A 21,604-nucleotide genomic window follows, 5' to 3' on the forward strand; every position below is an offset into this window, starting at 1 on the left:
GGACTTTATTCATGGAATTACCAGTCAAAAATAAGCTAAAACGCGGCCTAACGACACGCCATATCCGCTTTATGGCATTGGGGTCAGCAATAGGTACAGGCTTATTCTATGGTTCGGCTGATGCAATAAGAATGGCGGGGCCAAGCGTATTATTGGCATACCTGATTGGTGGCGTGGTGGCATTTATCATCATGCGCGCCTTGGGCGAAATGTCAGTGAATAACCCGCAGGCCAGCTCGTTCTCGCGCTATGCACAAGATTATCTGGGGCCGATGGCCGGCTATATCACCGGCTGGACCTACTGTTTTGAGATTCTGATTGTGGCGATTGCCGATGTGACCGCTTTTGGTATCTATATGGGGGTCTGGTTCCCGCAGGTAGATCACTGGGTATGGGTGCTAAGTGTGGTTCTGATCATTGGCGCGGTCAATATGATGAGCGTTAAGGTCTTTGGCGAGCTGGAGTTTTGGTTTTCATTCTTCAAAGTTGCCACCATTATTATCATGATCTTGGCCGGTATCGGTATCATCATTTGGGGTATTGGCAATGGTGGGCAGCCAACCGGTATCCATAATTTATGGACCAACGGCGGCTTCTTTAGTAATGGTTTTGTTGGCATGATCCTATCATTGCAGCTGGTGATGTTTGCTTACGGTGGTATTGAGATTATTGGTATTACTGCAGGTGAAGCTGAGAACCCGAAAAGCTCCATTCCGAAAGCTATTAACTCCGTGCCGTGGCGTATTCTGGTGTTCTATGTCGGTACGCTGTTTGTCATTATGTCAATTTACCCGTGGAATCAAGTTGGCACCAATGGCAGCCCGTTTGTACTGACCTTCCAGCATATGGGGATTACTGTTGCTGCGGGTATTTTGAACTTTGTGGTTATCACCGCCTCGTTATCTGCTATTAACAGTGATGTGTTTGGTGTTGGGCGCATGTTGAACGGGATGGCAGAGCAGGGCCATGCACCCAAAGCTTTTGCGGCGATCTCTAAACGCGGTGTGCCGTGGGTTACGGTGTTGGTGATGATGGGGGCCATGCTGACGGCGGTTTACCTCAATTACATCATGCCGGAAAATGTGTTCCTGGTGATCGCTTCACTCGCGACCTTTGCGACAGTTTGGGTGTGGATTATGATCCTGTTCTCTCAGATTGGTTTCCGCCGCTCGCTGAGCAAAGAGCAAATTAAGGCACTGGATTTCCCACTACGTGGTGGCACCTTTACATCAGTTCTGGCTATCATTTTCCTGGTGTTTATCATCGGCCTGATTGGTTGGTTCCCAACGACTCGAGTCTCACTGTATGTCGGGCTAGTGTGGATAGCGCTGTTGCTGGTGGGGTATTACTTCAAGGTCAACCATCAGAAAAAACAGATAGAGCCGGCGAAACAAGCGGAATAATGCTGAGTTGAACTGCATATCAAACAGGGAGATTTTATCTCCCTGAGGTTGCTGACAAAGTACCCGCGACGGAGAGAACAGGCAGATCGTAAAGACGCCGTAAATACTTCCCTGTAGGCTCGAGCCGCGCCATCCCTGGCGCGGACGCTTTACTCTTCTGTCTGTCCTCGCCGTTCAAGCTCGAGTCATTGGGGTTTGTCAACGGTCTGAGGGAGATTTTATCTCCCGCTTTTTTTTGCTCAATGTAATAGTGTTAAGCCTGCAATTTCATCACTCTGTAACTCAATAAGTCTCTCCGCCCCCGACCTCATCCCCGATATTTATGCGGATAGATGAGGGTAAGCCCTCCATAACGTGGCATTGTTTATACCGGTTACATTTAACAGGTGAATGTGTCTATTACAGGTGAATGTGTCTATTACAGGTGAATGTGTCGCGGCGTTAATGTCTGCACCAGATAGCCTTAACAGCAATCGTTTTGGTTAAAGCAGGAGAATTTTATGCTGAGTGGTTGGCATCTACCGGTCCCGCCGTTTGTTCGTCAGCGGGGCGACGCATTACACATCACGCTATGGCTGCAAGGTGAAAACCTGCCCACACAGGTTTTCTTACGCTGCGAACCAGATAATGAAGAGTGGTTGCTCACGATGAAGGGGCAGCAACGTGATGGTTTCTGGTGTTATCGCGCGACCTTACCACTAGATGTTGGCCAGCCTACCCGGCGCTACTGTTTCAAACTGCTGTGGCGTGACGACCAACAGTGGTTCGGCCCGTTAGGATTTTCAGTGGTTCCCCCGGCGCAATTGGCGCAGTTTGCCATTGATCTGCCTGATAGCGGCCCTGATTGGGTGGCTGACCAAGTTTTCTATCAAATATTCCCCGATCGTTTTGCCAGTAGTCAGGGTGAGCATGGCGTGCAGGATGGCAGTTATACCCACCATGCTGCGGGTCATCCCGTCTCCCGCCGTGAGTGGCAGCAGCCGCTGGATGATATGAATGCCGCCTCGACATTCTATGGTGGCGATCTGGCGGGTATCACCCAAAAACTCCCTTATTTGCAACAGCTTGGTGTAACTGCGCTGTATCTAAACCCGATTTTTACTGCACCCAGTGTGCATAAATACGATACGCAAGATTATTATCAGGTTGATCCCTACCTCGGCGGAGAGCCTGCTTTTCTGCAACTGCGCGCGGCAACCCGAGATGCGGGAATAAAATTGGTGCTCGATGGGGTGTTTAACCACACCGGTGACTCCCATCATTGGTTTGATCGCCATCAGCAAGGTACAAACGGCGCTTGCCATCATCCGGATTCGCCCTATCGTGGCTGGTTTAATTTCTTCCCCGACGGGCGGGCGCTGGACTGGAAAGGCAATGCCAGTTTGCCGAAACTAAACTTCGCGAATGACGGCGTGGTGAATCAAATTTATCGCGGTGATGATAGTGTGGTGCGTTATTGGTTACGGCCCCCTTACAGCATTGATGGCTGGCGGTTAGATGTGGTGCATATGCTCGGGGAGGAGGGTGGAGCCTGCGGGAATTTACCGCATTTGGCTGGTATCTATCAGGCCGCGAAAGAGGAGAACCCGCAAGCCTATATTCTGGGCGAACACTTTGGCGACGCGCGCAATTGGTTACATGCTGGCGTGGAAGATGCGGCAATGAATTACATGGGATTTGCCTTGCCGGTACGCGGCTTCCTGGCGGGTATTGATGTGGCTTATCATCCGATAAAACTTAAAGCCGAGGATTGTGCCTACTGGATGGATGAGTATCGTGCCGGATTGCCTCATAGCCATCAGTTGCGCTTATTTAATCAGTTGGATAGCCATGATACCGCTCGTTTTATCACGCTGCTCAATGGTGATAAGGCCCGAATGCAAATGGCGCTGGTGTGGCTGTTTAGCTGGATTGGCGTACCTTGCTTATTTTATGGTGATGAGATCGGTTTAGATGGCGGCAATGACCCATTCTGCCGTAAACCCTTCCCATGGGATGAGTCCCGGTGGGACGGTGAACTGCTGAAACTCTGTCAACGAATGGCGGCCCTCCGCCACAAAAGTAGAGCGCTGCGCCGCGGTGGTTGTCAGGTGATTCACGCCAGTGATGATTCTCTGGTATTTATCCGCAGCGACCAGCGCGAGCGTGTGATGGTGGCAATTCAACGTAATCACGACATAAATATAATGTTGCCCACCTCACCGTTGCTGAATGTGGCTGAGTGGCGGCGTCTGGAAGGGTTGTCCGAACTGGATGTTACTGAGGCTGGCGTCAATCTGCAATTGTTAGGTGAAAGTGTCACTTTGTGGCGAGGTCAGTCCTAGTTGAGCGCTATAGTGAGTGCTAACTTAGTATTTAGTGCGCAGTAGAAGATATTCCAGCGGCTAAATGCCGCTTTTTCTTTGGGTGAGATACTATGTATAAGACGGGTGTAAACAGTTGGTCGGTAAACTCACCAAAGGGAAAATGATATGGGCACAACTAAAAGACAGGCATTGATTATTGGTGCATCGCGGGGCTTAGGGCTGGGGTTAGTTGATGAGCTTAATCGCCGTGGCTGGTCAGTGACGGCGACGACACGCGGCGCGGCGAAAGATACCGGTGCGCATGCCGCCCATTGGTTAACATTAGATATTAATCAGCCAGAAAGTATTAAGCAGTTCCTGCAACAGGTACAGGGCCAGAAGTTTGATCTGATATTTGTTAATGCGGGCATTTCGGGGCCAGAGCATCAATCAGCAGTGGATGCAAAACCCGAAGAGATTCTCGAGCTGTTCCAAACCAATGCTATTTCCCCCATCCGCATTGCTCAGCATCTGCTGGCGCAACGCAATCCACCCCATAGCGTACTGGCCTTTATGTCTTCGCAGTTAGGCAGCCTTGGTCACAATGCTTCCGGCCATAAGCCGCTGTATTCCGCCAGTAAAGCGGCACTAAATATGATGACCCGCAATCTGGTGGCTGAGGTAGCAGACCCAACACTGACCGTGCTATCTATTCATCCCGGTTGGGTAAAAACGGATATGGGCGGGGATGCGGCACCACTGACGATAGCGACCAGTGTCAAAGGGGTTGTTGACCAAATTGAACACGCTGCTGGCAAAGGAGGTCACGGTTTCATTGATTATCAAGGACATACATTGCCGTGGTGATAGATGTGGTTGTGATGTAAATCAGTGAGTAATTTCCCCCATCGATACGTTGATGGGGGATGTTTTACACGTCAATGCATCAGTCGCAGATGCTGGTTAGCCACCAATAGCTGTCAGTCACAGTCAGTAACCAATAGCTGCACCCGCAGGGCGGCGAACATCGTTGGCGCCGTAGAGATAGCCTTCGCGCACTTTACCGGAGACGGCAGAGTCATTCCCCGAGTTGGCAGGGCTGACACCCTCAACGCCAGCCAGGCCGACGAGAATCAGCTCAGTAGCGCCCCACGGATTCTGTTCAACCATCTTATATCCCATATTTTTCAGTAGATTAAGAGTGTCTACCGAGACCCCACGCTGCTCGTAATAAACTTCGTCGGGTAACCATTGGTGATGAATGCGCGGGGCATCCACCGCCTCTTGCGGGGCCATACCGTGATCAATCACATTCAATGCAGTTTGTAAGGTAATAGTGATGATTCGCGAACCGCCCGGTGAACCTAATACCATAAACGTCTTACCATCCTTAGTCACCAGTGTCGGGCTCATGGATGATAGTGGGCGCTTACCGGGGGCGATGGCATTAGTGGCTCCCTGAACCAGGCCGTACATATTTTGTTCGCCCACTTTCACCGTAAAATCATCCATCTCATCATTGAGGAAGAAGCCGGTGCCGGGTGCAATGACCACGGCACCAAAGCGACCATTTACCGTGTAGGTGGTTGAGACGGCGTTACCCTCATGATCGACGATGGAGTAGTGGGTCGTTTCCGGTTTTTCATGTGGCTGCATACCCGGCTGAACTTCTACAGATGGAGTCGCTTGGTTGGCGATAATCTGCTTGCGAATATCAGCGGCATAACTTTTACTTAGCAGGCGGTCAATTGGGTTTTTAACAAACTCCGGGTCGCCGAGGAAGGTATTGCGGTCCATATAGGCATGACGCATCGCTTCTGTCAGCGTATGAATGTAAGCGGCGGAGTTAAAGCCCATACTTTTCAGGTCATAGCCCTCAAGCACATTCAATGTTTCACATAACGTCACACCACCGGAGCTAGGTGGAGGGGATGAGACAAATTTATAACCACGATAGCTACAGGTAATGGGCGCAGTTTCCGTGATTTTATAGTTGGCAAAATCAGCCGCCGTTAGGATCCCGCCACCTTTTTTCGCTGCAGCTTCTACTGCCTGGGGGATTTTGCCCTGATAAAATGCATCTGTTCCCCGCTGTGAGATTGCGCTCAATGTATCCGCCAGATCTGTCTGAATCAGACGATCGCCCGGTTGCAGGGCTTCACCATCTTTACGTAGGAAAATACGTGCCGATTCTGGGTCCTGACGAAAGCGTTTGACGGTGGTATCCAGAATGTCAGTGTCGGCGCGGGTCAATACAAAGCCTTCGCGAGCCAGCTTGATTGCCGGTGCCATAACTTGCTGGCGGGTCAGTTTGCCGTATCTCTTTTGTGCGCTGTCCATCCCCAAAACCGTGCCGGGAACCCCCGCAGCCAGATAGCCATACAAACTGGCATCTTTGGTCACTTTTCCCTCTTTATCCAAATACATATCAGCACTGGCAGCGGCTGGCGCGGTTTCACGGAAATTGATAAATGTATCGGTTCCATCAGCAAGGTGAATGGTCATAAAGCCGCCACCGCCGATATTACCGCAGCACGGATTCACCACCGCTTGCGCATACCCCACGGCAACCGCGGCATCAATTGCATTTCCACCCATTTTTAAAATATCAGTCCCTACCTGTGAAGCCAGATATTGGGAAGTCACAACCATGCCATTTTTTGCTTCTACTGCTGGTGTTGAAGCCGCATGTAGCGTGCCACTCACCAGTAAAGCCAAAACAGCCAAGGGTTTATTCCATTTTTTCAAAAACATTCTGACTCCTGTTATTTCCTGCCCGCCAGGGATTACCCGGTCATTTTTGTCTGGCAGCTTAAAATAGCTGCTTATGGAATGTGCAAAACACACGCCAGTAATAATTAATAGCAGAATTAATATTTATAGTGGCTAATTAATTGGCTACGGAGGGCGAAGTGATGAGTTATTGTCACGCTAATAGGTGGTGTATTGTTCGGTTGGGATTAAATTAAGAGAAAGCAACTGATTGAAAATAAAGGGATATGAATAAGATAGAACAGCTGGGAATAGGAATGATTATTATATAGACTCTGCGGCGGGTGCTTGAAGCTGTCTGCTTTGGGCATTGTTCGAATCAGATAGAGAGTTGCTTTGAAATAGAGCAGATGTTGCCATAAAGCAGATAGGAAAAAGCCCCGTACTGACGTTAATCAACACGAGGCTCCCTAATGCACGACAACATTACGGTAGCCTTTTACCCGCCGAAAGGCAAGGCAAGGAGGCTGAATATGCCACAAAATACGTTTGTTTACTGCCTGCTAATTGTTTGTATAACAGTGTTGGCATTTACATTAATAACGCATAAATCACTATGTGAATTACGCCTAAAAGATGGAAACAAAGAGGTTGCGGCCATTTTAGCTTACGAATCTGAACGGTAAGGCGACCAGGCGGGGAGCAATCCCCGCCTTTCGTTGTCAGGTAGCAGTTTTCAAGCAACCATTTAGCTTTTTGCATGTTAAAGCTAAGCAGCTTTGGCATAAAAAAACCAGCTCAGCATGAGCTGACTGGTTTGATATCCCCTGAGCGAAGCAGGGCTAGCCTAAACGATTATTACAGTTTAGAGGCATTTTCAGACAGATATTTAGCCACGCCATCTGGAGATGCGCCCATACCTGCTTTACCTTTTTCCCACTGTGCAGGGCAAACATCGCCGTGCTCTTCGTGGAATTGCAGTGCGTCAACCATACGCAGCATTTCATCGATGTTACGGCCCAGTGGCAGGTCGTTAACCACTTGGTGGCGAACCACGCCGTTTTTGTCGATGAGGAAAGAGCCACGCAGTGCAACACCTGCATCTGGGTGCTCAATGCCGTAGGCTTTCTGAATTTCACGTTTGATATCAGCAACCATTGGGTACTTAACTTCACCAATACCGCCGTTATCCACTGGGGTTTTACGCCATGCGTTGTGAACAAACTCGGAGTCGAAAGAGACACCAACAACTTCAACGCCACGTTTCTGGAATTCTTCGTAACGGTGGTCGAAAGCGATCAACTCTGAAGGACAAACGAAAGTGAAGTCCATTGGCCAGAAGAACAGGACGGCAGGGCGGCCGTTCAGGTGTTTTTTCAGGTTGAAGTTTTCAACGATTTCGCCGCTACCAAGAACAGCAGCTGCTGTAAAATCAGGGGCTTGACGAGTTACCAGAACCATAAATTACTCCTGTTAATAGGGATGGATTAACCAGTTGTCTTAAAAGTATCGGCACAGCATAGGTATTTAAGTGCAATGAATAAAGGGATAAATACCAATCGCTGTGATAGTTTTTACCTATCGTTATAACGATTTTAGTTTCGTAGTCTTGCTAAGATACCCATTTTACCAAAAAGCGCAAGTGGCTTAGTGTCAATAACCACGCAGAAAAAATGGGCTTTTGGCTAAATCTGCTGACATTTCGCCTGTAACATCATGGCGGGATAAAATGCCAAAAACAGCTGCTCCAGCGGCTGATAGTGTTGCTCTATATCGTGAAAAGAGCCTGCAAGCGCTGCCAGTTTGGGCCGCCGGTTAGCCATACCCTGTAACACATCAGCAATAAAGGGTAGTTCAGCATAACGTTCCAGCCAACGCTCTGGCCACAAATAGGCGTTCAGGTTCTGAAAGCGCACGGGAGTCTGCTGCAAATGGGGCAAAATCTGGTTTTGCGCATGTTGGATAAAATCGGGCAGCGGGCAGTCAGGTACCAGTTTATCCCAATGACGGGCGAGAAAGTGGTCCCACAGCACATCTAGAGTAATAGGGGCAACCCGACGATAGTCGGCACTGAAATAGGTTCGCGCCTCTTTAACTAATGACAAGGTATCCGTCATCACATCAACGCGACGATGCATCATGATGCCCGCTACAATATCAGGGGCATATTCACCCTGTGGATTACCACGGACAAAATCTGCCAGCAGATTGCCGAGTAAAGAGCTGTCAGCCAGCGTGGCGAGATGAAGATGGGCGAGGAAGTTCATGTCCTGAGTATAATTCAAATGGTCGCCAATTATCCTTATTTCTTGCAGCCTGCTCCTGAGGGCTCTAGACTAGCGGCCTGTTTTTGTATACCTGCCCATCATCTCTGTTGGTTCGGGTCTGTCCTGATATGAAGTGGAAAGCCATGCGTGTTGCCGATTTTTCTTTTGAGCTACCGGAATCTCTGATTGCCCATTACCCCCAGTCCCAGCGTAGCGGTTGCCGCTTATTGTCACTGGATGGCCCGACGGGAACCTTAACTCACGGCATTTTCACTGATTTGCTGGATAAATTAGAGCCAGGTGACCTGCTGGTATTCAACAATACCCGGGTTATTCCGGCTCGCCTGTTTGGCCGTAAAGCCAGTGGCGGTAAGCTTGAAGTGCTGGTCGAACGTGTTTTGGATGATCATCGCGTTCTGGCCCATGTTAAAGCATCAAAATCACCTAAACCCGGTACTGAGCTGCTATTAGGTGATGATGAGAGTATCCGAGCCACCATGCTGGCAAGGCATGACACGCTGTTTGAGTTGCGGTTTGACGATGAACGAGATGTTTTCACCATCCTGAATGCAGTCGGCCATATGCCTTTACCCCCTTATATTGATCGCCCTGATGAAGATGCTGATCGCGAGCTGTACCAAACGGTATACAGCGAGCGTCCAGGGGCGGTTGCTGCTCCAACCGCCGGGCTACATTTTGATGAGCCGATGCTGGCGGCATTGCGGGAAAAAGGCATTGAGATGGCCTTCGTGACCTTGCATGTCGGCGCTGGGACCTTCCAACCAGTACGGGTTGACACCATCGAAGAGCATATTATGCATTCCGAATATGCAGAAGTACCCCAACAGGTAGTCGATGCTGTTCTGGCCTGTAAAGCCCGTGGCAAGCGCGTGGTCGCTGTCGGCACTACCTCAGTACGTTCATTGGAAAGTGCCGCCAAAGCGACGGAGAATGGCCTGATTGCTCCCTTCTTTGGTGATACTCGTATCTTTATTTATCCGGGATATGAATACCAGGTTGTGGATGCTTTAGTTACCAATTTCCATCTACCTGAATCAACATTGATAATGCTTGTTTCTGCCTTCGCCGGTTATAAAAATACCATGAATGCTTATCAGCAGGCGGTGGCAGAGCAATACCGCTTTTTCAGTTATGGCGATGCAATGTTCATCAGCCGTAATCCACGGGCACCGCAAGAGACGGTTCACCCGTAAATTTCAGGTCACATAGCTATATGTTTTCAGATATATAGTGCGTGATCAGGCTAAAACAACATCAGACTGTATCTCTGATGCTGGAGGTTATGTGAAGTACGAATTACAGAAAACTGACGGTCGCGCACGTCGTGGTCGCCTAATATTTGAACGCGGTGTAGTAGAGACTCCTGCATTTATGCCAGTTGGCACCTATGGCACAGTAAAAGGGATGACACCGGAAGAGGTCAAAGAGAGTGGTGCGCAGATCTTACTGGGTAACACTTTCCACCTCTGGCTGCGCCCGGGTCAGGAAATCATGAAACTGCATGGCGATTTACATGATTTCATGCAGTGGCACGGCCCGATTCTAACCGACTCAGGTGGTTTTCAGGTGTTCAGCCTTGGCGCGATGCGCAAAATCAAAGAAGAAGGGGTGACGTTCCAAAACCCAATCAACGGCGATAAAGTGTTCCTCAGCCCAGAAAAATCGATGGAAATTCAGAACGATCTCGGCTCCGATATCGTGATGATTTTCGACGAGTGTACTCCCTATCCCGCGGACTGGGATTATGCCAAGCGCTCAATGGAGATGTCCTTACGTTGGGCTGCTCGTAGTCGCCAACGCTTTGATGAACTGAACAATAAAAATGCACTGTTTGGTATTATTCAGGGTGGTGTTTACGAAGATTTACGTGATGTGTCGGTAAAAGGGCTGGTAGATATCGGTTTTGATGGTTACGCTGTGGGCGGCTTGGCGGTAGGTGAGCCAAAAGAGGATATGCATCGCATTTTAGAGCATGTCTGCCCGCAGATCCCTGCGGATAAACCACGTTACCTGATGGGCGTGGGGAAACCAGAGGATCTGGTTGAAGGCGTACGTCGCGGTATCGACATGTTTGACTGTGTGATGCCAACGCGTAATGCGCGTAATGGTCATCTGTTCGTGACTGACGGTGTGGTAAAAATCCGTAACGCCAAGCATAAGAGTGATACTGCAACGCTAGATGAACACTGTGATTGCTACACTTGTCGCAATTATAGCCGCGCCTACTTGCATCATCTTGACCGTTGCAACGAAATACTGGGTGCGCGCCTGAACACGATTCATAACCTACGTTATTACCAGCGCTTAATGGCGGGTTTACGTCAGGCTATTGAAGAGGGTAAATTAGAGAGCTTCGTCGAAGATTTCTATGGTCGGATAGGGAAACCTGTTCCACCATTAAACGTTTGATTCTAAAATTACCATCTTTACATACCCAAAAGAGTTCGAGCGCAGGAAGGTAGCAAACGAAAGTAGCTAAAACATCTGCGGTTTGAAAGATGGCGGGTATTTTATAGATTGAACAGTTACGATTAACCGTTACTGATTTTATCGCACTGATTTCACACTACTGATATTGATAACAATGAGGGAATTTTAATGAGTCTTTTCATTTCCGATGCTGTCGCATCCGCTGGGGCTCCGGCTCAGAGCAGCCCGTACTCCCTGGTGATTATGCTGGTGGTATTTGGTCTGATTTTTTACTTCATGATCCTGCGTCCACAGCAAAAACGTGCCAAAGAACACAAAAAACTGATGGATTCTATCGGCAAGGGTGATGAAGTATTGACCACTGGTGGTTTACTCGGTCGTGTGACTAAGGTTGCGGAAACAGGTTATATTGTCATCGCACTGAACGACACCACTGAAGTGATGATCAAACGTGACTTCGTTGCTGCCGTTTTACCGAAAGGTACAATGAAGGCTCTGTAATTTTTGATTTTCCCGAAGGGAATTGCCGTGTTAAACCGTTATCCTTTGTGGAAGTATCTGATGCTGATCGTCGTGATCTTCGTCGGTCTGCTATATGCACTTCCCAACCTTTATGGTGAGGATCCGGCTGTTCAAATCACTGGTGCGCGAGGAATCGCCGCCAGTGAAACAACGCTGGTCCAAGTCCGTGACGTTTTAGAAAAAGAGAACATAGCGAGCAAGTCTATTGCACTGGAAAATGGTGCAATCCTGGCTCGCTTTAAAGATCCTGACGTCCAGCTGCGTGCCCGTGAGGCGCTTGTTGCTGCGATGGGGGATAAATACGTTATCGCGCTAAACCTGGCGCCGGCAACGCCTTCTTGGCTTGCCAGGCTGGGTGCTGAGCCGATGAAGCTGGGTCTTGACCTGCGTGGTGGTGTGCACTTCCTGATGGAAGTGGACATGGACACTGCGCTTGGCAAACTGCAAGAGCAAACGATGGATACCCTGCGCACTGATCTGCGTGAGAAAAATATCCCGTATGCGACAGTGCGTAAACTCGATAACTATGGTGTTGAAGTGCGTTTTCGCGACGATAAAACCCGCGATGACGCTATCAGCTACCTCTCTTCTCGCCACCGAGATCTGGTGATTGGTTCTAATGGCAGCAATACGTTAAAAGCTGTGATGACCGATGACCGTCTGCGAGAAGCGCGCGAATATGCGGTTCAGCAAAACATTACGATCCTGCGTAACCGGGTTAACCAACTAGGTGTAGCCGAGCCGTTGGTTCAGCGCCAGGGTTCAGATCGTATTGTGGTTGAGTTACCGGGTATCCAAGACACTGCACGTGCCAAAGAGATTCTTGGTGCGACGGCAACGCTGGAATTCCGTCTGGTAAACAGCAATGTTGATGCCTCTGTGGCCGCCACCGGCCGTGTGCCGGGCGATTCAGAGGTCAAAAATACCCGTGAAGGCCGCCCGGTTGTCTTGTACAAACGCGTGATCCTGACCGGTGACCATATTACCGATTCAACCTCCAGCACCGACGAATATAACCAGGCTCAGGTTAATATTTCGCTCGACAGTGCCGGTGGTTCTTTGATGTCTAATTTTACCAAAGACAATATCGGCAAGCCGATGGCGACTTTGTTTGTAGAATATAAAGACAGCGGTAAAAAAGATGCTAATGGCCGCGCGATTCTGGTTAAGCAGGAAGAAGTTATCAACGTTGCGACCATTCAATCGCGCCTAGGTAACAGTTTCCGCATTACTGGCATTGATAATCCGGCTGAAGCTCGTCAGCTCTCCCTATTACTGCGTGCGGGTGCGTTGATTGCCCCAATCCAAATCGTGGAAGAGCGGACTATCGGGCCAACTTTGGGTTCACAAAACATCACCCAAGGTCTGGAAGCCTGCTTGTGGGGCTTGGCGGTCTCTATTCTATTTATGGTGATCTACTACCGTAAATTTGGTGTGATTGCCAGTACGGCACTGTTGGCTAACTTGGTGTTGATCGTGGGTGTGATGTCCCTGCTGCCGGGGGCGACATTAACCATGCCGGGTATTGCCGGGATCGTATTGACGCTGGCGGTAGCAGTTGATGCTAACGTGCTGATTAACGAGCGAATAAAAGAAGAGTACCGAAACGGGCGGACGATCCAGCAAGCGATTCATGAAGGGTACAAAGGTGCCTTCTCAAGTATCGTTGATGCGAACGTAACGACGCTTATCACAGCAATTATTCTTTACGCTGTAGGTACTGGTTCGATTAAAGGCTTTGCTATTACAACGGCCATTGGTGTTATCACGTCAATGTTCACCGCAATAGTCGGTACTCGTGCCATCGTCAACCTGCTTTACGGCGGCAAGCGCATTAACAAGCTGTCTATTTGAGGAGTACGTTGTGGCACAGGATTATACTGTTGAACAACTGAACTATGGCCGTAGAGTCTATGACTTTATGCGCTGGGATAACGTTGCTTTCGGCATCTCGTTGCTGCTGTTGGTTGCATCAATTGCGGTAATGTCCACCAAAGGGTTCAACTGGGGTCTTGATTTCACTGGTGGTACGGTGATTGAAATTAACCTGGAAAAACCTGCTGATCTGGACCAACTGCGCGACACACTAGAAAAGGCGGGTTTTGAGTCGCCAATTCTGCAAAACTTTGGTAGCACTCGTGATGTGATGGTACGTATGCCACCTGCAACCGGGACTGCCGGGCAGGAGCTGGGTAACAAAGTCATATCCGTTATCAATGAGTCAGTTGATAAGAATGCATCGGTAAAACGTATCGAATTCGTCGGCCCAAGTGTGGGGAGTGATTTAGCCCAGGCCGGTGGTATGGCGTTATTAGTGGCGTTGCTGTGTATTCTGGTTTATGTCGGTTTCCGTTTTGAATGGCGTTTGGCGCTAGGGGCGGTTATCGCTCTGGCCCATGACGTGATTATTACCATGGGGATCTTGTCGTTATTCCATATCGAGATTGACCTAACTATCGTCGCTTCATTGATGTCAGTTATTGGTTACTCACTTAACGACAGCATTGTGGTCTCTGACCGTATTCGTGAAAACTTCCGCAAAATTCGTCGCGGCACACCTTACGAAATCATGAACGTGTCTTTGACCCAAACCCTAAGCCGTACCCTTATGACTTCTGGGACTACGCTGATGGTGGTATTGATGCTGTTTATCTTCGGTGGTGCGATGCTGCAAGGCTTCTCACTGACGATGCTGATCGGTGTGTCCATCGGTACAGTTTCATCCATCTACGTTGCGTCCGCGCTGGCGTTGAAACTGGGTATGAAACGTGAGCATATGTTGCAGCAAAAAGTTGAGAAAGAGGGCGCAGATCAGCCTTCAATCCTGCCGTAATAGCTTGTAAGCGGTAGTACAAAATATAAGCCCTGATGCCGACTGTATCTTAGTGCTATTGAAGATACAGTCGATGTTAGGGCTTTTTGTTATTGAATCAGCCAAACTTCTTTTTCACAGTAAAACGCTATCGATTAACTCTCTTCTTCACTTTCTCCGTTCAATTATTACTTAACTTTATTTATTATAGTTACATTGATGATTTTCTTTTTGTATATAAATATCGACTTGATTGATTCTATGAATCAATAAGAAAAATAAATCATTAAAGTGGACTGTTTTGGGATTTACCTAACTTATTTGATAGGTTGTCTATTAACTATACACTATTCTCCACTTAGATATAGGCATTCAAGATTAAATGTAAAATAATTAAAGAATCACCAATAAGGAGGATTTAGTGAAAGATACAGCGGTTAGTCCAATATTTTGTGGTTTTCATAAATGTCAAGATATTACTTCAGGTAATAATGGTGGCTTATTTAATGAGGTGAATATTAAGATAACTAATGCTTTATATAATGCGGGTTATATTGATAATGATGGTGACTATCCTCACTTGATAAAAATAAAAAAGAGTTCTAAGACAATAGATGAAATTATATTTAATCTAAATAATCATTTGAAAGAAAATAACACTTCAGATAAATGTAAGAAACTCGTTGAGTTAATTAATAGTAAAGAGGGTTTAGGGATTAAGGATAACTATGATTTTAAGGGGTTTTATGACCATTTCTACCTGAAGGATCCCGGAGTTGCTTGTTCTGGTAACCCATTTGAGGAGCAATCAGAGGAAGTGTCAGAATTGGTTAAGTCATATTATAATATAGTGGCTGAGGAGTATAAAAACAAGAAGGATATTAATTTGATAGATGGTCTTGGCACGATGGAAGATTTTTGTTGTGAAATTAATCGTGTATATAGTCTTATAAAACATCCCATTTCAAGCACATTAAAAAAAGCGCTTGATAAATTCAGCAAGGATAACTATGTTAAAGACCTTATAAATAAAAGGGAGAATGATGAGGTATTTTATCAGTTAGTAAAGAAAAAAATAGATTTGGTTGCCCCCCCCCAAAATCCAATCTCCACTAAAGAGAATATTAATTTTTTAAATTCGATTGCACCCATTTCACCAACTGCTATTGCGTCAATGCAGGCAACACCAGGTAACCCGTTTGAGAATGAGCCACCGGAGGTTGCACCACCAGAGTTGATACGGTTGAGAACTATATATAGTAAATTAGTTGAGGAAAAATATAGAAAAAAGTGTGTTAAAGGCAATAAAGAGTTGGAACTAGGAGATGATATAAACTCTATAGGTGATTTATGCATAAAGCTAAGCTCGATTAAAAATAAAATTAATGATTCAAATAGTAAAGCCCATAAATTATTGATTGAATTTGTTGGAGATAAAGATGTCGCAAAATTAATTGGCAGAGTGGAGGGCGTTACGGGTGATTTTTATATTAAGCCAATAAAAGAGATTTGTAGTAATGGATTGCTATTACAAACAATGTTAAGTGAATATGTAAGTGGAGTTGAGGGGGGATGGTCGTCGAAAATGATGCGTCGTAAAAAAATAGAGCGAGATTTAAAAAATGTAACATTAAGAGATGACTTGGCGATTGAGTTGGGAAATAGTAGCAATGTGATTGTCAGAAACTTCCCTAAGGATAATAATAAAATAGCATTGATTCTTACCGAATTACTAAAAAATCATGAATTTAATGGTACATTTAGTAAAAAAATAGCAGAGTATTTGAAAGTTTCTGGTCTGGGAGCTTATATGCAATTACAACCCCTACCAGGTAACAAGTCACATGTGGTATTTAATCATGACACGCCTGACTCGGTAAATGATAAAATAAATGATTTAACTGATTTAATGGCTTTTATGAGTAAACATCTGAAGCATATTAATACAGTGTTAGGTGATTTAGGCACAAGACCAGTAAATGCTAGCCTTGAGCAGTTGCAGGTATATTATTACCAACAAATGTTGGCTTTTGATATTCGTTCGTCCACATATACCGAGCCACCGGGTAGTCTTATGTTCGCTCAACGCTGGATACAGGCTAATTGGGATAAACTCTTTGGTAATGCTAGTACACAAACCCATTTTGGTGTCGCGGGTGAGAGCCCAATAGTCACGATAAAAAAGCTGCGGCAGTCTTTTAATACAAATCTACAAACTCAGAATTACGAAAAAAGCGCTAGGAAGAGCCCTGAATATAAAATTGTTGATCAAGGGCTCGATCGTATAGAAAAACTGGCCCAAAGATTAGAGGATCTGATTACTAAAAACACTATCCCAGCGGATATAACGAAGAACCTCACACTAGCTCTGCGCTATGCAATGGCATCTGAATGTGTTGAGCTCAAACAACAATCGAAATCAATAAATTTCAATCGATTTTTTAGTAAGGCTAAGCTTGTTGTCCCTGTGGTAGCCGCGCTTTCAATCGGTGTTTTAATTGCAGGTAGCTCAAGTGTCGTCTTAGCACCACTAGCCCCCTTTATTGCTATCGGGATATGCTGCGCCGCTGTCTACTATCTTTTCACTAAATGTAAACCCAAGTTGGAATCTAGTGGAGTGAGCGAGCAACTGACCAAGGCGATGAAAGGCTTGGTATCCCAAGGTGATTTCCACTTAGCTAGCCACGATGTAAGTTGGAGGGAGGCGTGGAAATATCGCATGGGCCCGATTATACAAGCGTTCAAAACTTGGTGGTCTGGGTCAGTGGCACCAATGCCAAATTTACCTGAACCGCCAAATCCAAGCCTGCATTGATAGTCGACAACAACGGATCCACCCTTTGTTGTCGCGGCAGTTCGCGGTAAACTGCTGCTAAGTTTAAGTTCACTTATCAGGAAGCGCTATGCATTGCCCGTTTTGTGCCGCTGTGGATACTAAAGTCATTGACTCCCGTCTGGTGAGCGATGGTTCGCAAGTGCGCCGTCGCCGCCAGTGTTTAGATTGTAATGAGCGTTTTACCACGTTTGAAGTCGCGGAGTTGGTACTGCCGCGCGTGATTAAAAGTGATGATGTACGTGAACCCTTTAATGAAGATAAATTGCGCCGTGGTATGCTGAAAGCATTAGAAAAGCGGCCGGTTAGCTCTGATGACGTTGAAACCGCGATAAGTCATATCAAATCCCAGTTACGCGCCACGGGTGAACGTGAAGTACCCACCAAAATGGTCGGTAATCTGGTGATGGAGGCGCTGAAACGCCTGGATAAAGTGGCTTATATCCGCTTTGCCTCGGTCTATCGCAGCTTTGAAGATATCCGCGAGTTCGGCGAAGAAATTGCCCGTTTGCAGGATTAATCAGCGCGTTACCCCTCTCTTTCATTGCAGCGTATTCACAGTAAGCTAAAGCTGCCCTACATCAACAATAAGGAAAGCCATGCAGCCCGATGAATTCTATATGGCGCGCGCCTTCGAATTGGCGCGAATGGGGCGCTTTACCACGCCACCTAACCCTAATGTCGGCTGTGTGCTGGTTCGCGATGGTGAGATTGTCGGTGAGGGCTATCACTTGCGAGCCGGAGAGCCACATGCTGAAGTGCATGCTTTGCGCATGGCCGGTGAGAAAGCGCGCGGTGCCACCGCCTATGTCACCCTCGAGCCATGTAGCCACCATGGACGTACACCGCCCTGTGCTGATGCCTTGGTTGCTGCAGGGGTCATTCGAGTTGTCGCGGCCATGCAAGACCCCAATCCGCAGGTTGCTGGGCGCGGGTTATATAAATTGAAGCAAGCGGGTATCGCCGTCGATCATGGCTTAATGTTGGCGGAGGCTGAGGCGGTTAATCTTGGTTTCCTAAAACGAATGCGCACGGGGTTCCCCTATCTGCAATTAAAAATGGCCGCATCCCTGGATGGGCGAACCGCGATGGCGTCGGGGGAAAGTCAGTGGATTACCTCGCCGCAGGCGCGGCAAGATGTGCAGCGTTTTCGGGCTGAAAGTGCGGCGATTCTAAGTACCAGTGCCACTGTCTTGGCGGATGATCCTTCACTCACTGTGCGCTGGGATGAGTTAGATAGCGAAACTCAGGGCTGGTATCCGCAAGCCAGATTGCGCCAGCCGATCCGAATTATACTTGATAGCCATAACCGCGTGACGCCACATCATAAAGTGATACAGCAAGATGGCCCATGCTGGTTGGCCCGTGTTGAGGCTGATGAGCAGCTGTGGCCGGCGAATGTAGAGCAACTCTTGCTACCTCGTCATGGCAATGGTGTGGATTTAGTGTTGTTGATGATGCAACTGGGCAAGCGGCAGATTAACTCAGTTTGGGTTGAGGCGGGGCCACAGCTGGCAGGCGCACTGCTACAGGCCGGCGTAGTTGATGAGTTAATTTTGTATATCGCGCCAAAACTATTAGGCAGTGATGCCCGCGGATTATGCGAACTGACTGGATTAACAAGTTTGTCGCAAGCGCCCGAGTTTGTATTCAGTGATGTACGACCGGTGGGGCCAGATCTCCGCTTGCGCTTGAAACCGAAGTATTAATTAATTTATCTGGCAGTGATTCCCTCTGCTAATCACCGACTTGCCCGCGTTTTGCAAATGCGCAGGGGCGGGGCGTGAAAGAATATGATAGAATCCGCCCCCCTGCGGGGTATGAACCCATATTGAGGAAAGCTATGAACGTTATCGAAGGTGTTGTTGCTACTCCTAATGCCCGCGTGGCGATTGCAATTGCGCGTTTTAACAACTTTATCAACAACAGCTTGCTGGAAGGTGCAATCGATGCCCTGAAGCGGGTTGGTCAGGTATCCGATGACAATATTACTGTTGTTTGGGTGCCAGGGGCTTATGAGCTGCCGTTGGTCGCTAATGTACTAGCAAAAACCAATCGTTACGATGCGGTCATTGGACTGGGTACCGTGATCCGTGGGGGCACGGCGCACTTTGAGTATGTTGCTGGTGAAGCGAGTTCTGGCTTAGCGAATGTCGCCATGAACAGTGATATCCCAGTGGCTTTCGGTGTGCTGACCACAGAGAGTATTGAGCAAGCCATTGAGCGTGCGGGTACTAAAGCAGGTAATAAAGGTGCAGAAGCTGCCCTGACCGCGCTTGAAATGATTAATGTAATCAAAGCTATTAAAGGCTGAATTTAGTTAAGTTAAGGGGAATTCCGTGAAACCTGCTGCTCGTCGCCGCGCTCGTGAGTGCGCTGTTCAAGCGCTTTACTCTTGGCAGTTGTCTAAAAACGACATCGCTGATGTTGAATTACAGTTCCTGTCGGAGCAGGATGTCAAAGATGTCGACATCGCCTATTTTCGTGAATTGCTCTCCGGGGTTGCTGTTAACGCCGCATCTCTGGATGCGTTAATGGCCCCCGTGCTTTCTCGCCAGCTCGAAGAATTAGGTCAGGTTGAAAGAGCGGTTCTGCGTATTGCGCTGTTTGAATTGAGCAAACGTGAAGATGTCCCTTATAAAGTGGCGATCAATGAAGCTATTGAACTCGCCAAAACTTTCGGCGCGGAAGATAGCCATAAGTTTGTCAACGGAGTGCTGGATAAGCTAGCTCCGACAGTACGTAAGAAAAAATAATCTACCGGTGTGATTAAGGCCGGCTACTGGCCTTAATCATATATCGGTTAACATTTCTGGAATTGTATTATGGCATGTGGCGAATTTGACCTCATTGCCCGCTACTTTGACCGGTTCAGAAGTAATCGCCGGGATGTAGAGCTGGGTATTGGAGACGACTGCGCACTTCTTACAGTGGCAGAGAAACAGCTGTTAGCCATCAGTACAGATACACTGGTGTCTGGCGTTCACTTCCTGGCGGATATCGATCCCGCCGATCTGGGTTACAAATCTTTAGCGGTAAACCTGAGCGATTTAGCGGCTATGGGTGCCGATCCTGCTTGGCTATCTCTTGCTTTGACCCTACCTAATGTCAATGAAGATTGGTTGCAATCCTTCAGTGACAGCTTATTTGATCAGCTTAATTATTACGGTATGCAATTGATTGGTGGTGATACCACCCGTGGGCCATTGAGTCTGACGCTAACTATCCAAGGTCTGATACCAGAAGGGCGGGCATTGACCCGTGCTGGCGCGCGGATCGGCGACTGGATTTATGTTACCGGCACTTTGGGTGACAGTGCTGCGGGTTTGGCTATTTTACAAAATGAGCTGCGTGTTGATGATGAAGCTGACCGAGCGGCATTAATCCACCGCCATTTACGGCCACAACCTCGCGTGTTGCAGGGCCAGGCGCTGCGCTCACTTGCCAGCTCTGCTATCGATATTTCTGATGGATTGATCTCTGATCTGCAACATATCCTAAAAGCCAGTCATTGCGGTGCGCGCATTGAATTGGATCACTTGCCATATTCTGATGCGCTGAAAAATCAAGTTGATGCCGAGCAGGCGCTGCGCTGGGCATTGAGTGGTGGCGAGGATTATGAGCTGTGCTTTACGGTGCCAGAAATAAACCGTGGTGCATTGGATGTTGCCCTCAGTAATACCGGCGCAAGCTATACTTGCATTGGTCAGATTGGGCCACAGACGGAGGGGGTTAAATTCTTCCGCGAAGGAAAAGTGGTTGATCTGGATTTCCATGGTTTTGATCACTTCTCAACGGGTAAATCCCATGGATGAAGCCAAAGGGCGCTTGCGGTTAGCTAATCCCTGGCACTTATTGGCCACCGGTTTTGGTAGTGGCTTATCGCCGTGGGCACCGGGCACCACGGGTTCTATTGCGGCTATCCCATTCTGGCTGTTATTGATTCAGCTACCCTGGCAGCTTTACTCCTTGGTGGTGATGTTCAGTATCTGCATTGGCGTTTATATTTGCCATCGCACCGCGAAAGATATGAAAGTTCATGACCACGGCAGCATTGTCTGGGATGAGTTTGTCGGAATGTGGATTACCTTGATGGCGTTGCCAGTAAATGATTGGCAATGGGTCGTCGCCGGTTTTGTCGTTTTCCGCATTTTTGATATTTGGAAGCCCTGGCCTATTCGCTGGTTTGATCGTAATGTTCACGGCGGGATGGGGATAATGATTGATGACATTATTGCTGGGGTGATTGCCGCCGCGATTATCTTTGTCATCGGCCATTACTGGCCAATAGATCTATTCTATTAAATCGCTATTAGTGT

At 47.8% G+C, this 21,604-nt stretch carries 19 protein-coding genes; 16 read left to right on the plus strand and 3 right to left on the minus strand.

Annotation, left to right across the window (positions count from 1 at the left end):
- The first annotated feature begins 11 nt into the window (after positions 1-11).
- From proY to HRK25_RS11065, 3 genes are all read left to right on the plus strand, one after another.
- Positions 12-1,403 carry a proline-specific permease ProY gene (gene proY, locus HRK25_RS11055; protein ID WP_005272790.1) on the plus strand — a complete coding sequence of 464 codons (1,392 nt, stop codon included), beginning with the start codon at positions 12-14 and terminating at the stop codon, positions 1,401-1,403.
- A gap of 500 nt (positions 1,404-1,903) precedes the next feature.
- The gene (malZ, locus tag HRK25_RS11060) at positions 1,904-3,727 is read left to right on the plus strand and encodes a maltodextrin glucosidase (RefSeq protein ID WP_005272789.1); all 1,824 of its coding nucleotides are present in this window, start codon (positions 1,904-1,906) and stop codon (positions 3,725-3,727) included.
- A 147-nt stretch (positions 3,728-3,874) separates the two neighbouring features.
- Positions 3,875-4,555 carry an SDR family oxidoreductase gene (locus tag HRK25_RS11065; protein ID WP_005272788.1) on the plus strand — a complete coding sequence of 227 codons (681 nt, stop codon included), beginning with the start codon at positions 3,875-3,877 and terminating at the stop codon, positions 4,553-4,555.
- Between the two features lie 123 nt (positions 4,556-4,678).
- On the opposite strand, the gene ggt is transcribed toward HRK25_RS11065, so the two are convergent.
- On the minus strand, positions 4,679-6,442 hold the full coding sequence (gene ggt, locus HRK25_RS11070) for a gamma-glutamyltransferase (protein ID WP_099460532.1): 1,764 nt from the start codon (positions 6,440-6,442) through the stop codon (positions 4,679-4,681).
- A 491-nt stretch (positions 6,443-6,933) separates the two neighbouring features.
- Between ggt and HRK25_RS11075 the strand changes: the two genes are divergently transcribed.
- On the plus strand, positions 6,934-7,086 hold the full coding sequence (locus HRK25_RS11075) for a type I toxin-antitoxin system Hok family toxin (protein WP_005272783.1): 153 nt from the start codon (positions 6,934-6,936) through the stop codon (positions 7,084-7,086).
- Positions 7,087-7,258: 172 nt separating this feature from the next.
- Here HRK25_RS11075 and HRK25_RS11080 read toward each other — a convergent pair whose 3' ends face one another.
- Both HRK25_RS11080 and HRK25_RS11085 read right to left on the minus strand, forming a co-directional pair.
- On the minus strand, positions 7,259-7,861 hold the full coding sequence (locus HRK25_RS11080; protein ID WP_004873480.1) for a peroxiredoxin C: 603 nt from the start codon (positions 7,859-7,861) through the stop codon (positions 7,259-7,261).
- Positions 7,862-8,085: 224 nt separating this feature from the next.
- A complete protein-coding gene (locus HRK25_RS11085; RefSeq protein ID WP_005272780.1) occupies positions 8,086-8,667 on the minus strand; it encodes an ACP phosphodiesterase in 582 nt (193 codons plus the stop codon).
- A 143-nt stretch (positions 8,668-8,810) separates the two neighbouring features.
- Here HRK25_RS11085 and queA point away from each other — a divergent pair, with 143 nt between their 5' ends.
- From queA to pgpA, 12 genes are all read left to right on the plus strand, one after another.
- Positions 8,811-9,881: a tRNA preQ1(34) S-adenosylmethionine ribosyltransferase-isomerase QueA gene (queA, locus tag HRK25_RS11090; RefSeq protein ID WP_032897232.1), complete on the plus strand. Its 1,071-nt coding sequence runs from the start codon at positions 8,811-8,813 to the stop codon at positions 9,879-9,881.
- Between the two features lie 91 nt (positions 9,882-9,972).
- Positions 9,973-11,097 carry a tRNA guanosine(34) transglycosylase Tgt gene (gene tgt, locus HRK25_RS11095; protein WP_032897228.1) on the plus strand — a complete coding sequence of 375 codons (1,125 nt, stop codon included), beginning with the start codon at positions 9,973-9,975 and terminating at the stop codon, positions 11,095-11,097.
- Between the two features lie 189 nt (positions 11,098-11,286).
- Positions 11,287-11,619 carry a preprotein translocase subunit YajC gene (gene yajC, locus HRK25_RS11100; RefSeq protein ID WP_005166605.1) on the plus strand — a complete coding sequence of 111 codons (333 nt, stop codon included), beginning with the start codon at positions 11,287-11,289 and terminating at the stop codon, positions 11,617-11,619.
- 27 nt (positions 11,620-11,646) lie between these two features.
- Positions 11,647-13,494 (plus strand): protein translocase subunit SecD, encoded by a 1,848-nt coding sequence (gene secD / locus HRK25_RS11105; RefSeq protein ID WP_071984896.1) that lies wholly within the window; start codon positions 11,647-11,649, stop codon positions 13,492-13,494.
- A 10-nt stretch (positions 13,495-13,504) separates the two neighbouring features.
- Positions 13,505-14,473, plus strand: a complete 969-nt coding sequence (gene secF / locus HRK25_RS11110) for a protein translocase subunit SecF (protein ID WP_005272774.1) — start codon at positions 13,505-13,507, stop codon at positions 14,471-14,473.
- A 400-nt stretch (positions 14,474-14,873) separates the two neighbouring features.
- Complete coding sequence (locus tag HRK25_RS11115; RefSeq protein WP_005272770.1) at positions 14,874-17,267, plus strand: hypothetical protein; 2,394 nt, start codon at positions 14,874-14,876, stop codon at positions 17,265-17,267.
- Between the two features lie 88 nt (positions 17,268-17,355).
- Positions 17,356-17,805, plus strand: coding sequence for a transcriptional regulator NrdR (nrdR, locus tag HRK25_RS11120; RefSeq protein ID WP_004707531.1), 450 nt, complete (start codon positions 17,356-17,358; stop codon positions 17,803-17,805).
- Between the two features lie 79 nt (positions 17,806-17,884).
- Entirely contained in the window at positions 17,885-18,994 is a 1,110-nt protein-coding gene (ribD, locus tag HRK25_RS11125; protein WP_005272768.1) for a bifunctional diaminohydroxyphosphoribosylaminopyrimidine deaminase/5-amino-6-(5-phosphoribosylamino)uracil reductase RibD, read from the plus strand.
- Positions 18,995-19,128: 134 nt separating this feature from the next.
- Positions 19,129-19,599 carry a 6,7-dimethyl-8-ribityllumazine synthase gene (gene ribH / locus HRK25_RS11130; RefSeq protein WP_005272766.1) on the plus strand — a complete coding sequence of 157 codons (471 nt, stop codon included), beginning with the start codon at positions 19,129-19,131 and terminating at the stop codon, positions 19,597-19,599.
- Positions 19,600-19,624: 25 nt separating this feature from the next.
- Positions 19,625-20,041 (plus strand): transcription antitermination factor NusB, encoded by a 417-nt coding sequence (nusB, locus tag HRK25_RS11135; protein ID WP_005272763.1) that lies wholly within the window; start codon positions 19,625-19,627, stop codon positions 20,039-20,041.
- 69 nt (positions 20,042-20,110) lie between these two features.
- The gene (thiL, locus tag HRK25_RS11140; protein WP_032897224.1) at positions 20,111-21,100 is read left to right on the plus strand and encodes a thiamine-phosphate kinase; all 990 of its coding nucleotides are present in this window, start codon (positions 20,111-20,113) and stop codon (positions 21,098-21,100) included.
- The gene (pgpA, locus tag HRK25_RS11145; protein WP_032897222.1) at positions 21,093-21,590 is read left to right on the plus strand and encodes a phosphatidylglycerophosphatase A; all 498 of its coding nucleotides are present in this window, start codon (positions 21,093-21,095) and stop codon (positions 21,588-21,590) included. The genes thiL and pgpA overlap by 8 nt, the downstream gene beginning before the upstream one ends.
- Positions 21,591-21,604: the final 14 nt, after the last annotated feature.

The sequence above is a fragment of the Yersinia bercovieri ATCC 43970 genome (genome assembly GCF_013282745.1).
In the GTDB taxonomy this organism is placed as follows: domain Bacteria; phylum Pseudomonadota; class Gammaproteobacteria; order Enterobacterales; family Enterobacteriaceae; genus Yersinia; species Yersinia bercovieri.

Coding starts and splice junctions, on each gene's coding strand:
- proY (WP_005272790.1), top strand. CDS start 12: ATGGAATTACCAGTCAAAAATAAGCTAAAACGCGGCCTAACGACACGC.
- malZ (WP_005272789.1), top strand. CDS start 1,904: ATGCTGAGTGGTTGGCATCTACCGGTCCCGCCGTTTGTTCGTCAGCGG.
- HRK25_RS11065 (WP_005272788.1), top strand. CDS start 3,875: ATGGGCACAACTAAAAGACAGGCATTGATTATTGGTGCATCGCGGGGC.
- ggt (WP_099460532.1), bottom strand. CDS start 6,442: ATGTTTTTGAAAAAATGGAATAAACCCTTGGCTGTTTTGGCTTTACTG.
- HRK25_RS11075 (WP_005272783.1), top strand. CDS start 6,934: ATGCCACAAAATACGTTTGTTTACTGCCTGCTAATTGTTTGTATAACA.
- HRK25_RS11080 (WP_004873480.1), bottom strand. CDS start 7,861: ATGGTTCTGGTAACTCGTCAAGCCCCTGATTTTACAGCAGCTGCTGTT.
- HRK25_RS11085 (WP_005272780.1), bottom strand. CDS start 8,667: ATGAACTTCCTCGCCCATCTTCATCTCGCCACGCTGGCTGACAGCTCT.
- queA (WP_032897232.1), top strand. CDS start 8,811: ATGCGTGTTGCCGATTTTTCTTTTGAGCTACCGGAATCTCTGATTGCC.
- yajC (WP_005166605.1), top strand. CDS start 11,287: ATGAGTCTTTTCATTTCCGATGCTGTCGCATCCGCTGGGGCTCCGGCT.
- nrdR (WP_004707531.1), top strand. CDS start 17,356: ATGCATTGCCCGTTTTGTGCCGCTGTGGATACTAAAGTCATTGACTCC.
- ribD (WP_005272768.1), top strand. CDS start 17,885: ATGCAGCCCGATGAATTCTATATGGCGCGCGCCTTCGAATTGGCGCGA.
- ribH (WP_005272766.1), top strand. CDS start 19,129: ATGAACGTTATCGAAGGTGTTGTTGCTACTCCTAATGCCCGCGTGGCG.
- thiL (WP_032897224.1), top strand. CDS start 20,111: ATGGCATGTGGCGAATTTGACCTCATTGCCCGCTACTTTGACCGGTTC.
- pgpA (WP_032897222.1), top strand. CDS start 21,093: ATGGATGAAGCCAAAGGGCGCTTGCGGTTAGCTAATCCCTGGCACTTA.